12 protein-coding genes are annotated in these 14718 nt (G+C 43.3%); 7 read left to right on the top strand and 5 right to left on the bottom strand.

Annotated features, from left to right (window positions below; genetic code table 11):
• Positions 1–84 precede the first annotated feature (84 nt).
• Positions 85–1314, bottom strand: a complete 1230-nt coding sequence (locus HGH90_RS18795) for an MFS transporter (RefSeq protein WP_169191699.1) — start codon at positions 1312–1314, stop codon at positions 85–87.
• 92 nt (positions 1315–1406) lie between these two features.
• On the opposite strand from HGH90_RS18795, the gene HGH90_RS18790 reads away from it, so the two are divergent.
• Positions 1407–2342 carry a LysR family transcriptional regulator gene (locus HGH90_RS18790; protein ID WP_168764800.1) on the top strand — a complete coding sequence of 312 codons (936 nt, stop codon included), beginning with the start codon at positions 1407–1409 and terminating at the stop codon, positions 2340–2342.
• 108 nt (positions 2343–2450) lie between these two features.
• On the opposite strand, the gene HGH90_RS18785 is transcribed toward HGH90_RS18790, so the two are convergent.
• The gene (locus HGH90_RS18785) at positions 2451–2987 is read right to left on the bottom strand and encodes a hypothetical protein (protein WP_168764799.1); all 537 of its coding nucleotides are present in this window, start codon (positions 2985–2987) and stop codon (positions 2451–2453) included.
• Positions 2988–3427: 440 nt separating this feature from the next.
• Here HGH90_RS18785 and HGH90_RS18780 point away from each other — a divergent pair, with 440 nt between their 5' ends.
• Positions 3428–4843 (top strand): MATE family efflux transporter, encoded by a 1416-nt coding sequence (locus tag HGH90_RS18780; protein ID WP_168764798.1) that lies wholly within the window; start codon positions 3428–3430, stop codon positions 4841–4843.
• Between the two features lie 79 nt (positions 4844–4922).
• Positions 4923–5846, top strand: coding sequence for a PfkB family carbohydrate kinase (locus tag HGH90_RS18775; protein WP_169191698.1), 924 nt, complete (start codon positions 4923–4925; stop codon positions 5844–5846).
• 121 nt (positions 5847–5967) lie between these two features.
• On the opposite strand, the gene HGH90_RS18770 is transcribed toward HGH90_RS18775, so the two are convergent.
• Positions 5968–6759, bottom strand: a complete 792-nt coding sequence (locus tag HGH90_RS18770) for a S1/P1 nuclease (RefSeq protein ID WP_168764796.1) — start codon at positions 6757–6759, stop codon at positions 5968–5970.
• Between the two features lie 101 nt (positions 6760–6860).
• Between HGH90_RS18770 and uvrB the strand changes: the two genes are divergently transcribed.
• From uvrB to HGH90_RS18750, 4 genes are all read left to right on the top strand, one after another.
• Entirely contained in the window at positions 6861–8915 is a 2055-nt protein-coding gene (uvrB, locus tag HGH90_RS18765) for an excinuclease ABC subunit UvrB (RefSeq protein WP_168764795.1), read from the top strand.
• Between the two features lie 409 nt (positions 8916–9324).
• Entirely contained in the window at positions 9325–10716 is a 1392-nt protein-coding gene (locus HGH90_RS18760; protein ID WP_168764794.1) for an ammonium transporter, read from the top strand.
• Positions 10717–10996: 280 nt separating this feature from the next.
• Positions 10997–12082 carry a porin gene (locus HGH90_RS18755; RefSeq protein ID WP_168764793.1) on the top strand — a complete coding sequence of 362 codons (1086 nt, stop codon included), beginning with the start codon at positions 10997–10999 and terminating at the stop codon, positions 12080–12082.
• Positions 12083–12198: 116 nt separating this feature from the next.
• Positions 12199–12858: a DUF2461 domain-containing protein gene (locus HGH90_RS18750; protein ID WP_168764792.1), complete on the top strand. Its 660-nt coding sequence runs from the start codon at positions 12199–12201 to the stop codon at positions 12856–12858.
• 255 nt (positions 12859–13113) lie between these two features.
• Here the strand turns inward: HGH90_RS18750 and HGH90_RS18745 are convergent, their stop codons facing one another.
• A complete protein-coding gene (locus HGH90_RS18745; RefSeq protein WP_145662617.1) occupies positions 13114–13365 on the bottom strand; it encodes a hypothetical protein in 252 nt (83 codons plus the stop codon).
• A gap of 319 nt (positions 13366–13684) precedes the next feature.
• Positions 13685–14674 carry an aspartate-semialdehyde dehydrogenase gene (locus HGH90_RS18740; protein ID WP_168764791.1) on the bottom strand — a complete coding sequence of 330 codons (990 nt, stop codon included), beginning with the start codon at positions 14672–14674 and terminating at the stop codon, positions 13685–13687.
• Between the last annotated feature and the right edge of the window lie 44 nt (positions 14675–14718).

Here is a 14718-nt window from a genome sequence, read left to right as displayed (position 1 = left end):
CCGAAGCGTTATTGCTTCCATATCCTACAATTACCAAAGCCGTCTCATTGAGGCGGCTTTTTCTTTGTTGTCAACTTAAATGTATCACCCAACAGCATGGGTTTTATTTTGCCGGTAGCTCAATACAGTCAGTCCGGCACCCGCCAGCACTATAATAGCTCCGATCCAGGGAGTAGCATTTAATCCCAGGGAAGGAGTATCTACTACTTTTCCGCCTACAGAAGCACCGATGGCCACTCCCAGGTTAAAAGCGGAAATATTCAGGGCAGAAGAAATATCCTCTGTGCCCGGCAGGTATTTTTCTGCCATTTGCACTACATACAGCTGCAAACCAGGCACCGCAGCGAAGGAGAGCCCGCCCATCAGCAACAGGGTAAGTATTGCGGTAACATGCTGGTGTGAGGAGAAGGTAAACAGGAATAAAACGATTGCCTCATAAATAAAGAGTTTGATGAGAATCTTAGCAGGATTAAAGTTGCTGATCTTTCCTCCAATCATATTTCCCAGCGCGATGGCTACGCCATAAAGTAATAACAGTAAGCTAACGGAGGAGGCGGTGAAACCGCTTATTTTTTCCAATAAAGTGGCCAGGTAAGTAAATACCACGAAGGTGCCTCCATAGCCCAGGGTGGTGATGCCAAGCACCATTACAATATGTTTATTCTTTAATACTCTCAGCTGATCGGCAATGTGTAAGGGAACGCCTTTCTTTAAATCGCCGGGTAATAACAGGAAGGTAGCCATAAAACCAATGCCTCCGAGGATAGCCACTCCAATGAAGGTAGCTCTCCAACCAAAATGTTGACCAATAAAAGTTCCCAGGGGTACGCCCGCAATGATGGCAACGGTAAGCCCCGCAAACATAATAGCGATGGCAGTAGCCTTCTTGTCGGGCGTTACCAGTGTGGCTGCAATGGTAGCGCCTACACCAAAGAATACGGCGTGGGCGAAACCAGAGATGAACCGGGCGGTTAACAACAAGCCAAAATTTGGAGCCACCGCAGCAGCAATATGACCCAATATGAACAATCCCATCATAGACATTAGCAGCGGCTTCCGTGGTAAATGGCTGGTGAAAGCAGTTAAGATGGGGCCTCCTATGGCTACCCCCAGGGCGTATATGCTTACCAATAACCCGGATGAGGAAACGGTAATATGCAAACTTTCTGCTATCGTGGGAAGGATGCCAACGGCTACAAATTCTGTGGTGCCAATAGCGAACGCACTGATAGTCAATGCCCAAAGTGCCGGTGGAATCCTTTTTCCCACTACCCGGGTATTATGTTTTTTATTTAATGTAAGTGCTTGTTCCATGTTGTTTTCTTTTACTGACACAAAATTATTCCAGGAAGCGTTATTATCATAATTAGTTAAATGATACATTTGCATCAGAAAAATAATGGGTTATGCCGATAAATTTCGAATGGTTCCGGACTTTCAAGACAATTTATGAAACCGGATCACTGACAGCCACCGCGCAAGCATTATTCATTTCCCAGCCAGGTGTAAGCCTGCACTTAAATTCGCTGGAGGCATATGTGGGATATAAACTATTTGATAGAACAGCGAGGAAGATGGTGCCCACAGAACGGGCGAAAGTGTTCTATAATTTCATCCTCGAAGCAGTAAACAAACTGGAACAGGCGGAAGAGCACTTTCATAAAAGTGCGGAAGACAACCGGTCAACCATTAGCATTGGTATGTGCCTGGAAACGTTCCAGTTCACGTTGGAACAATATATCGCTACCCTCCCCTTTAATATCAATATCAAATTTGGAGAGTACCCTGATATGCAACAAGACCTTGACCATGGCTTGCTCGACCTGATTATTGCGCCACATAAAAGCAACCAGGCAAACCTGGAATACAAGGCTTTTGCTAAAGAAAAAATTGTGTTGGTGGGTGGTGGCATGCAAGACATTCAACCATTCACCGGCTTAATCCTGGCTAATAAAATTGAAGAAGCGGAGCGGTGGCTAAAGGGGCAAACATGGTATACAACTGCTGCTGATATGGAAAATATGCGCCGATTCTGGTACTTGAATTTTAACAGGCACCCCGATTTCCGCCCAAATTACATTGTGCCCAACAAATGTTCCATTGTTCGTTGCTTAATTGATGGGAAAGGCTTTGCGATTATTCCCGATTTTCTTTGCCGGCATGAACTGGCTACAGGAAAGTTAAAGCTGACCTGGGAAGGAAATAATGTAATGGAAAATACGCTCTACTTTGGCACTCGTAAGAAGACGATGTACAGTAAGGAAATAGGAATGATTGAAGCACTTTTTGAAGAACAGTCTTCTTTGTTTTCTAATGATGAAGTGCTGCAGGGGGCTGTGTAAACTATATTAGTTAGGTATCCTTATATATTATCGGGATGCGCAAAAGCATGCTTCTGCAAGAAGCATGCTTTTATAGTTTTACTGAAACCTTACAACAGTGGTTTCCGTTTATTTGCCAAAGCTGCCGATGGCCAGTGTTTCAGTTCCTGTTGCTGTAGCCACCTTCAGGAATGAAGAAAGCGCCAGTACATCGTCGTATTTAAACTTAATTTCAGTACGTACGTTGTTAGGCTGATACAGTTTGATGGTATTGATTTTATCAACCATGGTGTGAGTAAGGGCTATGCCGGTACCTTTAAAGCTGATTGCTTTTTTCTCCAGGTCTTTGGGTCTGAAAATAGTATCGGTGGTAGGTGCGGCGATGGTACCTTTAATCAGATAAACATTGTATTCTGCGTCTTTGGTGTTCTTGTCGAGGTTTAATACAACGATTACGCTATTCCCAGTGTCAGCGAGGTTTTCCTTGAGTGTTACGGTGCCTATTTTTTTATCCTTGTCATCTCCTGTAGTGCCTTTCAGCTCATAAGTTTTGCTGCGTGGAGTAGGGACAATTGGATCGTTGTTGTCCTTTTTGCAGGAGCTGAAAGATATACCCAATACAGCGGCAGTTACTGCTCCGGTCAGGAGAGTATTCTTGTTGAACATAAGCATTGTTTGTGTTTTATGAAGGTTTTATAAAGGTGATGCTACGTTGTTGGTCGTGTAATTTTCGTTCTTGAATTTTTATGCAATAGGTTCTCAGCGCTGATATGCTATGTTAAACGAGACTTGAAATTAAATGTTACAGGTATCGCAATATATTTTGAATTATTTTTTCTTGTGCCCTGTAATGGCCTGCTGTAAATGGTCTCATCGGAGCGGTTGAGATTCATGGTAAGTATATCAATTTTTCATTTCTTTTATAAGGGATGATTTTTATGGAAAGAAATCATTTACATTTGTAGCTCATCATTCGATGGTAAACTGATAGTAATATGAAAGCTTAAATAGTCGCTGGTACTTCCCGCGAATCTTCTCTCCACATTATTGTTTGAATTTGTGGCACTGTTAGGTGTCATTATCGGTTTATTATTTCAACTTATTATATGTCTATTTTAACGAAAACGTTATTGCGTGTCCGTCATTTTTTTCAGTTATTCAAGATAGCAGTAGCTGGTAGTGAAAAGGAGTTTACCACCGGTAGTATTAACCGGGCGATTTTCCTGCTGGCAGTACCTATGATCCTGGAAATGGCCATGGAATCGCTATTTGCAGTGGTGGATATCTACTTTGTGGGGCATTTAGGAGTAAACGCCATTACTACGGTAGGGCTTACGGAATCTATCCTGATGCTGGTATATACGGTTACAATGGGATTAAGTATGGGCGCCACTGCTATGATAGCGCGTCGTACCGGGGAAAAAGACCCGGATGCTGCAGCACATGCTGCAATGCAGGCGCTGCACATTGGTTTGATCTTATCGCTGTTGGTAACGGTTGTGGGCGTCTTTTTCTCAAAAGATGTTTTGTTAATGATGGGAGCCTCCACGGATGTGGCAGACTACGGTTATATATATACGAAGATATTGCTGTGCGGTAATATTGTCGTCATTTTATTAATACTCATCAATGGTATTTTTCGTGGTGCAGGAGATGCGGCCCTGGCTATGCGTGCCTTATGGATTGCTAATGGCTTGAATATTATTTTATGTCCTCTGCTGATTTCCGGCGCCGGCCCCCTTCCGGCTATGGGGTTGAAAGGCGCAGCCATTGCTACTTTCATCGGAAGAGGTGTTGGCGTGCTATATCAATTGTATCACCTGGTGAAGGGAAGGGATCTGATACGTATTACCCGTAAACACCTGGCGCCTGCCCTACCTATTATCTGGAGCATTCTCAGAATAGCAGTAGGAGCTACCGCCCAGATGCTTATTGCTGCGGCCAGCTGGATTTTCCTGGTGCGTATCATTGCCCATTTTGGAAAAGATGCAGTAGCCGGGTATACGATTACGATCCGGGTGGTGCTTTTTACCATCCTGCCGGCCTGGGGAATGGCCAATGCTGCGGCAGCGCTGGTAGGGCAAAATCTCGGCGCTCAACAGCCAGAGAGAGCCGAGATATCAGCCTGGCGGGCGGCATTTTTTAATATGCTATTTCTGGGCTTCGTAGCTGTTATATTCATTACCGGGGCCCGGCTCATTATAGGCTTTTTTACCACCGACCAGGCGGTATTGGATTATGCAGTGCAATGTATCCGGTTGATGAGTGCAGGATATGTCTTTTATGCCTATGGTATGGTGCTGATCCAGTCGTTCAACGGTGCAGGAGACACCCGTACTCCCCTGCTCATCAATTTGTTCGTGATGTGGACCCTGCAAATGCCCCTGGCTTATGCCCTGGCTATCTGGCTGAAACTTGGTCCCGTGGGGGTATTCTGGGCCATCGCCATTTCTGAATCTACCTCAGCTATCGCCGCAATACTGCTATTCCGCCGCGGTGCCTGGAAAACAGTAAAGATTTAAAGTCGTCTTTCTATTTAAGTAATTACCTTTGCCAGGTTTTGTATTAAATTTTAACATAATAAAAAATAACTGGAATAGCATGTCTCTCACTGTCGTAGGTACAATGGCTTTCGATGAAATCGAAACCCCCTTTGGAAAGTCAGGTAGAATTATAGGTGGATCGGCCACTTACATTGCCTGGGCGGCCTCTAATTTTGTTAAGCCTATCAACCAGGTATCTGTAATAGGTGACGATTTTCCCCAAGCAGAACTGGATGCGCTGAAAAACAAAGGTGTGGCGCTCGATGGAGTACAGGTAAAACAGGGTGAAAAATCTTTTTATTGGTCCGGTAAGTATCACATGGATATGAATACCCGCGACTCGCTGGCTACGGAGTTAAACGTACTGGCAGATTTTAAACCGGTTATCCCTGAAAGTTACCAGGGCAGCGAATTCCTGATCCTGGGTAACCTTACCCCGCAAGTACAGATGAGTGTATTGGATCAGCTGAAAGTACGTCCTAAGCTGATTGTAATGGATACTATGAACTTCTGGATGGAAGTGGCACTCGACGACTTGCTGAAAGTGTTGAAGAAAGTAGATGTGCTTATGGTAAACGACGGAGAAGCACGCCAGCTAAGCGGTGAATATTCACTGGTAAAGGCTGCCCGTAAAATTATGGCTATGGGCCCTCGTTACCTTATTATCAAGAAGGGAGAACATGGCGCCCTGCTGTTCTATGAAAATCATGTATTCTTTGCGCCTGCCATGCCACTGGATGATGTATATGACCCAACCGGCGCCGGAGATACTTTTGCTGGTGGTTTTATAGGTCACCTGGCTAAAACAAAAGACATCTCTTTCGAAAACATGAAAACTGCTATCATCGTAGGGTCTGCAATGGCGTCTTTCTGCGTGGAGAAGTTTGGTACCGAACGCCTCCGGGAAATTACACAGGAAGATATTTCGGCACGCCTGGAGCAGTTTGTACAACTGGTTAATTTCGATATCGACCTGGTATAGGAACGTAAAACATAAAGCTTTAAGCTTAAAGCAAAAAGCTACTATGGAGAATGATTAAAGCGAAGTTTAAATACTCGCTAAGTCCTATTCCATAGTAGCTTTTTGCTTTCGGCCTTCTGCTCTACTTATAAATGCCGTTCAATATAGCGGCCAGTCTCACTCCCCCTTTCAGTAATTGCTGGTTCAGATCTTTCATAAAAACATAGTTATAACGATAGCTGAGCTTGGCATCGGGTTGTGTATAGCTATATACTTTATCGGCCAGCAGGTGCGATTCATACATCCAGTCGGCAATAGACCCTTTTTGCATAGCTTTTACCTCCGCAACAGAAGCGATGTCCAGGGCTTTGGTATACTCGGTATAACTGAGCTGTTGAAAGTCGATCAGGTGCTCGTCCCATACCCGGTGTAAGTTAGAAGGCTTATCAAACCACATGACAGAAATTTTATTGCCACCCATATCTTCATCACGACCTACGTGCAGGGGTTGATGCATGTCGCCCATCATATGTACGAGGAACGTAAGCGCAAACAGCTGTTTGTCTTTGGAAAGAGACCGGTTTTTCAATTCCTTGATCATCGCCTGGGTTTCGGTATAAAGATTTTCATCGGTAGCTGCGGCCAGTAATTCATTAAATTTAGCCCGGTCGATATTGGCCGGAAAATCCAGGTAATGCCATTTGTTGGTATGATCGTATTGATGAGTGGTATCTGATTTAATAAAATCAGGCCAGTTGGCAATCATTGCCATCGGCTGGCGGCCAAGAATTTGGGTGATCGCTTTACGGGCTTGTGGAGTCAGGTGCTGCCAGGCTATTTCGGCAACAATGCGGTGGCCATTGGGGCCCCAGGCGAAAGAGGCAAGGGGAAGCAGGAAGGCGATTAACAGGCCTGTTAAGATTTTTTTTCTCATAAGTCGTCCTTAAATGAGCAGCAAAATTAAAGCATCTTTTTTAACACTTCTCTTCCTGATTCTTTAGTATTTTTACAGACTGCTCAAATACAAATTTCAATATGTCATTTAAGATACAGGCTCCATACGCTCCTGCTGGTGATCAGCCGGAAGCGATTAAACAATTAACCCGAGGAATCAATGACGGTGAACCATTTCAAACCTTGCTGGGGGTGACCGGTTCCGGAAAAACCTTTACTGTTGCCAATGTAATCCAGGAAGTGCAGCGCCCCACCCTGGTGCTTACTCATAATAAAACACTGGTAGCGCAGCTCTATGGTGAACTAAGGCAATTCTTCCCCGATAACGCAGTAGAATACTATGTGTCTTACTACGATTATTATCAGCCGGAAGCTTATATGCCTGTGAGCGATACATATATAGAAAAAGACCTGGCTATTAATGAGGAATTAGATAAGTTGCGACTGAAAGCTACTTCCAACCTGCTTTCTGGTCGCAGGGATATTATTGTGGTAGCCAGCGTGTCTTGTATTTATGGTATTGGTAACCCTACGGAGTATGAAAATGGGATTATCCGCATACAGAAAGGCCAGACCGTAAGCCGTAATACTTTACTGCATGGGCTCGTTAATTCCCTGTACAGTCGTACTACGGGCGATTTTAACCGGGGAAATTTCCGGGTAAAAGGAGACACCGTGGACATTAACCTTCCTTATGTGGATTATGGTTACCGTATTACTTTTTTTGGAGATGAGATTGAGGAAATAGAGACGATTGATGTACAGAATAGTAAACGAATTACCGTGGTGGAAAATGCCGCCATTTTCCCGGCCAATATGTACCTGGCGCCAAAAGAAATGATGCAACAGATCATTTTTGAAATACAGGACGAATTAAAGGCGCAGGTAGAATATTTTAAAGCTAACGGTAAACTGATAGAAGCGCAACGTTTATCAGAAAGGGTGAATTATGATATAGAAATGATCCGTGAGCTGGGTTACTGTAGCGGTATCGAAAACTATTCCCGCTTCCTGGACCGTCGTAAGCCAGGTGCCAGGCCGTTCTGCCTGTTAGATTATTTCCCTAAGGATTTCCTGCTGGTGGTAGATGAAAGCCACGTAACAATTCCCCAGATAGGCGCTATGTATGGAGGCGACCGTTCCCGTAAACTGAACCTGGTGGAATTCGGATTCCGCTTGCCTTCAGCACTGGATAACCGGCCATTGAACTTCCATGAGTTCGAGAATATGCTCAATCAAACCATTTTTGTAAGTGCTACCCCGGGTGACTACGAACTGAAGAAAACAGAAGGAGTGGTGGTAGAGCAGGTAGTACGTCCTACCGGCCTGCTGGAGCCTCCCATTGAGGTACGGCCCAGTGTGAACCAGGTGGACGACTTGCTGGAAGAAATCGATAAGCGGGTGCTGAAGGGCGACCGGGTGCTGGTAACTACCCTGACCAAACGTATGGCAGAAGAAATGGACAAATACCTGGGGCGTATTAATGTTAAGTCGCGGTACATCCACTCCGAAGTAGATACCCTGGAACGTATAGAAATATTGAGAGACCTGCGCCTGGGCAATATCGATGTGTTGGTGGGTGTAAACCTGCTCCGTGAGGGGTTGGACCTGCCAGAGGTATCGCTGGTAGCCATCCTGGATGCCGATAAGGAAGGTTTCCTGAGAGATGAGCGGTCGCTGACCCAAACAGCAGGACGCGCCGCCCGTAACGTAGATGGGTTGGTAATATTTTATGCAGACAAGATCACGGAGAGTATGCAGCGGACTATGGATGAAACAGACCGGCGCCGTGAAAAGCAGCTGGCATTTAATAAAGCACATCATATTACGCCCAAAACGGTTCGTAAGAGCAAGGAACAGATCCTGGGGCAAACGTCTGTACTGGAAATCAAGCACTTTGACGAACATTCACCTATGGCTGTTCATGATGAGGTGCAGCTGGTGGCAGAAGATGCCATGGCTTATGCGAGGTCGTCTGCAGCGGCTGTGAAAACCATCCCGCAAATGGAGAAGTCGATTGCCAAGGTGAAAAAAGATATGGAAAAGGCAGCCCGTGATCTCGACTTTATGGAAGCTGCCCGTTTAAGGGATCAGATGTTTGCTTTAGAGCGCGAATTAGTAGAAATGAAACAATAATTGGGCTGGCTCATTTAAAACATTATATGTATTTATTCTTAATATGTTTGATGGATTTTGAATCATGAATTGATAAATATATAATTTATAATAAATTGTTTGCCAGGTGATTGTATTGCTTTTCGCTCAATTACAGTAGTACATGCACCTGGTAAATTTGAAAATTGTTAACCTTCTGATAATACTCCACTATAAGTATTGATATTCAACAATTTACACCTATTTAAAAGATGTTTAAAAATGTTGCTATAGCAATAATTCGTAATTAATATTATAATTAATTGTTATATAGTTAGCTTAATCCTAAATATCGCACTCACTATTCAAATATTTCTATTTTTAGCGCCTTCTATTTGACGTTTTAAATTTCGGATATACTTTTATTTAAGAAATTTAAAAATAGATCGCTATGAAGAAAATATCATTTCAGGACTATCTCCCCTTCATCTTTCTTGCAATAATTGCAATTGTTGGAGTTTTCATCCCTTCACTTCCAAATTTTGCAGATGCCAGTAAATATAATTCTGCTGACATTGCCTGGATCCTGGTAGCCTCTTCGCTGGTATTTTTAATGACGCCTGGTTTGTCCTTCTTTTATGGAGGTATGGTAAATAAAAAGAATGTGATATCTACCATGATGCAGAGCTTCATTGCCACCGGGTTAATTAGTATAGTATGGGTCGTAGTTGGATTTAGCCTGGCATTTGGTTCTTCTTATCATGGCATCATCGGTGATCCCCGCACATTTTTTATGTTTCAACACGTAGGATCCGGCGGTCCCTGGAGCCTTGCCCCTACTATTCCGCTGTTGTTGTTTGCACTCTTCCAAATGAAGTTTGCCATCATTACCCCGGCGCTGGTGGTAGGTGCCGTAGCAGAAAGGATCCGCTTTACTTCTTATGTGCTTTTCATGGTATTATTTAGCTTATTAGTATATGCGCCAATTGCACACTGGACCTGGCATCCTGATGGTATCCTGTTTAAACTCGGCGTACTCGATTTCGCAGGTGGTACCGTAGTACATATTACAGCAGGTTGCGCAGCCCTGGCCGGAGCCCTGGTATTGAAAAGAAGAAAAGACCATATCGAAAAGAAAGAATTACAGCCTGCAAATATTCCTTTCGTTTTACTGGGTACCGGTTTGCTGTGGTTTGGCTGGTTCGGTTTCAACGCTGGTTCTGCCCTGAGCGCTGGTTCCCTTGCAGCTACTGCCTTTGCTACCACTAACACCGCTACCGCTGCTGCTGGTTTATCATGGGTATTCTTTGATGTAATCCGCGGTAGAAAACCATCTGCGCTCGGTTTCTGCATAGGTGCCGTAGTCGGTCTGGTGGCTATTACGCCTGCTGCAGGCTTTGTTGCGATCCCGCAAAGTGTATTCATCGGGTTTATTGCTGCCATCATTTCTAACGTAGCTGTACACTGGAAATCAAAAACAAGTATCGACGATACACTGGATGTATTCCCCTGTCATGGTTTAGGTGGTATGGTAGGTATGTTGCTTACCGGTATCTTCGCTACTAAAACAATAAACGACGCTGGTAATAATGGTTGGTTTTACGGCAACTTCGAGCTGTTTAAAAACCAGGTGCTGGGATTACTGCTGGTAGTAGGTTACAGCTTCACCGTTTCTTACGGCATCTTCAAACTCATTAACCTGATTCACCCACTGCGTGTATCTGAAGAAGAAGAAGAACTGGGACTCGATGTTACACAGCACAACGAAAATTATCATCCTTCTCTCATCAGCATATCAGACAATGGTTCCCTGAAAGAAGAAGATGAGCTGGTACATTCCTGAAATGTAATATTGGCGGGAGTTCCAAAAGAATGGAACTACTCCGGATACGATCTATATCAACTGTATTAAACATATATTTTATGTTGTAAGAACCTGGAATGGATAATTGGTAGTTAACTAGCTGTAAAGAAGTGAAAAATTGCACCAATCATTGACTACTGATTATCCATTCCTTCTATTCTGATTGTAGCATCATCAGAAGCTCGCGTTATGCACCACCCCTGAAACAATCTGCAAGAAAGGCCGTAGTACTTACCATTTCTCAACCAAATATTTAAGTATGAAAAGAATGTTAACGACCTTATTTGCTATGGGCAGCACTTTGTTTGCCATGTCGCAATCCGCCACAGATACCACGTCTGTACCCGCGTTTAAGCTTTCCGGCTCAGCCGATGTTTATTATAAATATAACCTGAACGGAAATTACACCGACAATAAAACCAGCTTTACCAATTCGCACAATTCATTTGAATTGGGAATGGTATCGCTGAAAGTAGAACATGGATTTAAGAAAGGAAGTATCGTAGCGGACCTGGGGTTTGGAAAAAGAGCAGGAGAATTTTCCTATAACGACCTGCCAGATGGGAAAAACGGCCTGGCCATGGCGATTAAGCAGTTATATGTTTCGTATGAACTCACCCCTAAAATAAAGATCAGCCTGGGTAGCTTTGCCACCCATATTGGTTACGAGCTGGTAGATGCCTACTCCAACAGGAACTATAGCATGAGTTATTTATTCAGCTATGGACCGTTCTTCAATACCGGCGCCAAGGTTGACCTGGCACTCACTTCTTCACTCACCGCCATGGTAGGGGTTTTTAACCCTACCGATTTAAAATCAGTCACCGCAAACAGTCATAAATATATAGGTGCTCAACTGGGCTTTGCACCAGCTGAAACACCCATCAAATTATACCTCAATTACCTGGAAGGAAAAGATACTTCAGGCATACAGAATCACCAGGTAGACCTAGTAGCTACTTACCAGGTGAATAAGGTATTGGGACTTGGTTACAATGCTACCTATAGCACTTACTCCAATACTACCGTGCCTAAGAATATTCGTGAAAATGCCAAATGGTGGGGAAATGCATTGTATGTAAATCTTGATTTTACAAGTAAAGTAGGACTTACAGTACGCGGTGAATATTTTAGTGATAAAGATGGCCTGAAAGTATTTGGCAGCGTACCTGGCGGAGGTAACGTGGTGGAAGGTACAGTTACCTTAAATTATAAGGTAGGAAACCTTACTATCATGCCGGAGTTTAGATTAGACAAAGCTTCAGCTAATATATTCAATAAGTCTGATGGCAAACCATATGATGTTACATCCAATGTTTTGTTAGCCGCCACGTATCATTTCTGATAGGGCATTACAAAAAGAACGATGCAGGGGTGACAGCAGCCCATGACAATGGAAACAAATGGTTAAATCCCTGCATCGTAAATTGATTTGTATTATCTTGCTGTCAAAAAGAAAGAATGTTGCAGCCGTCCACGTTAAAATTTCTGAAGTCACTCAGGCTGAATAATAATAAGGTCTGGTTTGACGAACACAAAACCGAATACCAGGCCGCCAAGGCTGATTTTGAAAGTATGGTACAGCAGCTGATAGATGGGCTGGCGAAACAGGAGCCTTCTATGCAGGGGCTGCAATTAAAAGATTGTGTGTTCCGGATCTACAAAGATGTTCGGTTTTCAAAAGATAAAACGCCCTATAAAGTAAACCTGGCCGCTTCTTTCCAGGCAGGCGGCAAAAAATCTACCCTTGCCGGATATTATTTCCATATGGAACCGGGAGGCAATAGCTTTGCCGGAGGAGGGCTCTGGATGCCAGGTGCTCCTGAACTTAAAAAGCTACGCCAGGAAATAGATTATAATTTCCAGGAATTTGAACAGCTGATTTCCCATAAAGAGTTTATTAAACAGTTTGGGAAAATAGAAGGAGAAGCATTAAAAACAGCTCCACAGGGGTACCAGCCGGATAATCCGGCTATCGCCTACCTGAAATTGAAAAGCTTTGTTGTTTCTCATCCGTTCACTGATGAAGCTTGCACACAACCGGCGCTCGTGAGGGAAATACTTAAAACTTTTGCCATCATGCAGCCCTTTATCCAGTTCATTAACCGTGCTATGGACTAGCCGGAAAGTGTTGATATTAGTTTATCAGATAAATGCGATTATTTAATAATCGCCTGTTACCAGCTTTTGTATGACCATTGCGAATAACAACAAAAACATTAAGCCGCACATAATACCTAATATCCATATAACAATATAGGCGAATATGCTCTTTTGTTCTGAAGGTAAATTCAGGTTATTTTTTGAATCAAGTTCGTATTTAAATGGCCATTTTTTTTTCTTCATCCCATACTTATCTGATAAACTAATATACCACTAGTTCTTGTGAATCAGAAATTCGAATGGACGAGCCTTGCGATTCTTTAGAAGATTTTCTTTGTCAGTACGAGCGTGAGCAAAACGTTGATTATAAACGTTTGCCACTTCGATAATTGGTATGATCCCATCTAAAGTATCCTGCTGATCAACGATGTTCATGATCCTGGATACCTGTGAGGAGAAATTGCTACTCCACTCTTCGGTGAACTTGTGCATTAACAGAAGCTCGCGATTGGTGTTGGTTTTCATAGGACTTAAGGGTGTTTTCTGATTAGAAAATAACGAAAAAAACCGGCATCTCTAAAATTGGACTACTCTCTTCACTTTCAAAGAGTTTTAGTTGGCATAGGATTATTGATTCCAAAATTGGATTTTCTGCCGCACAAATCAATACTACTTCCGTGTAATTTTTAAGCTTTCTGTGTTATTGTTTTATGAAGGAAATAAAAAAGAGCAAGCGATAACATGCTTGCTCTTAAGGAGTTATAAAATCATTTTCGTATAGTCATCTACGGGAGCCACGTTTAGGGGTGTTTTTGTCCCTTAATTACATAGCACAACAGTATGATTACAACCAGTTTTTACCACTGAGGTATTCTGCAATCTGTACAGCGTTAGTAGCTGCCCCTTTGCGGAGGTTATCTGCTACTATCCACATATTCACAGTTTTAGGCTGTGTTTCATCCCTGCGGATGCGGCCTACAAATACTTCGTCTTTGTCGTGCGCATCTTTGGGCATTGGATACTGCGCTTTAGAAGGATCATCTACTACAACAACACCCGGTGTTTGCTCCAGTAAACCACGCAGTTCTTTCACATCGTATTCATTTTCAAACTCTATGTTTACGGATTCGCTATGACCACCCATTACAGGGATACGTACAGTCGTTGCTGTTACCAGAATACTGTCGTCCCGCATAATTTTTTTGGTTTCATTTACCATCTTCATCTCTTCTTTCGTATAGCCGTTGTCGAGAAATACGTCTATCTGCGGAATAACATTAAGATCGATAGGGTATGCGTATGCCATTTCACCACTAATACCTTGTCTTTCATTCATCAACTGGGTTACCGCCTTTACGCCGGTACCGGTTACTGACTGATAAGTAGATACCACTACCCTTTTGATTTTATATTTTTCGTGCAGTGGTTTCAGTACCAGCACCATCTGGATGGTGGAACAGTTTGGATTAGCAATGATTTTGTCCTCTCGCGTAATGGCATCGCCATTTACTTCCGGCACCACCAGTTTTTTGCTGGGGTCCATTCTCCAGGCGCTGGAGTTGTCGATAACAGTGATACCAGCTTCCGCAAATTTAGGCGCCCATTCCAGGGAAGTACCGCCACCAGCGGAGAAGATAGCCACATTAGGCTTCATTGCTATTGCCGTTGCAGCATTCACCACCTTCCAGGTCTTACCCTTAAATGTTACTTCCTTACCTACGGACTTCTCTGAAGCCACTGGAATCAATTCAGTAACGGGAAAGTTTCTTTCCGTTAACACCTGTAACATTTTTGAGCCTACCAATCCGGTCGCTCCTACTACGGCAACTTTCATTTTGTTTTACATTTTAAATTTTGGAAGCCCAAAATTAATGTATC

This window comes from Chitinophaga sp. Ak27 (assembly GCF_012726295.1).
Taxonomy (GTDB): Bacteria; Bacteroidota; Bacteroidia; order Chitinophagales; family Chitinophagaceae; genus Chitinophaga.
Note: the sequence above shows the minus strand (reverse complement) of the source record. Positions and strands in the feature narration are given on the sequence as shown.

Bases quoted from the DNA above. Each gene is read 5' to 3' on its own strand.
- HGH90_RS18795 (WP_169191699.1), bottom strand. From the start codon at position 1,314: ATGGAACAAGCACTTACATTAAATAAAAAACATAATACCCGGGTAGTG.
- HGH90_RS18790 (WP_168764800.1), top strand. From the start codon at position 1,407: ATGCCGATAAATTTCGAATGGTTCCGGACTTTCAAGACAATTTATGAA.
- HGH90_RS18785 (WP_168764799.1), bottom strand. From the start codon at position 2,987: ATGTTCAACAAGAATACTCTCCTGACCGGAGCAGTAACTGCCGCTGTA.
- HGH90_RS18780 (WP_168764798.1), top strand. From the start codon at position 3,428: ATGTCTATTTTAACGAAAACGTTATTGCGTGTCCGTCATTTTTTTCAG.
- HGH90_RS18775 (WP_169191698.1), top strand. From the start codon at position 4,923: ATGTCTCTCACTGTCGTAGGTACAATGGCTTTCGATGAAATCGAAACC.
- HGH90_RS18770 (WP_168764796.1), bottom strand. From the start codon at position 6,759: ATGAGAAAAAAAATCTTAACAGGCCTGTTAATCGCCTTCCTGCTTCCC.
- uvrB (WP_168764795.1), top strand. From the start codon at position 6,861: ATGTCATTTAAGATACAGGCTCCATACGCTCCTGCTGGTGATCAGCCG.
- HGH90_RS18760 (WP_168764794.1), top strand. From the start codon at position 9,325: ATGAAGAAAATATCATTTCAGGACTATCTCCCCTTCATCTTTCTTGCA.
- HGH90_RS18755 (WP_168764793.1), top strand. From the start codon at position 10,997: ATGAAAAGAATGTTAACGACCTTATTTGCTATGGGCAGCACTTTGTTT.
- HGH90_RS18750 (WP_168764792.1), top strand. From the start codon at position 12,199: ATGTTGCAGCCGTCCACGTTAAAATTTCTGAAGTCACTCAGGCTGAAT.
- HGH90_RS18745 (WP_145662617.1), bottom strand. From the start codon at position 13,365: ATGAAAACCAACACCAATCGCGAGCTTCTGTTAATGCACAAGTTCACC.
- HGH90_RS18740 (WP_168764791.1), bottom strand. From the start codon at position 14,674: ATGAAAGTTGCCGTAGTAGGAGCGACCGGATTGGTAGGCTCAAAAATG.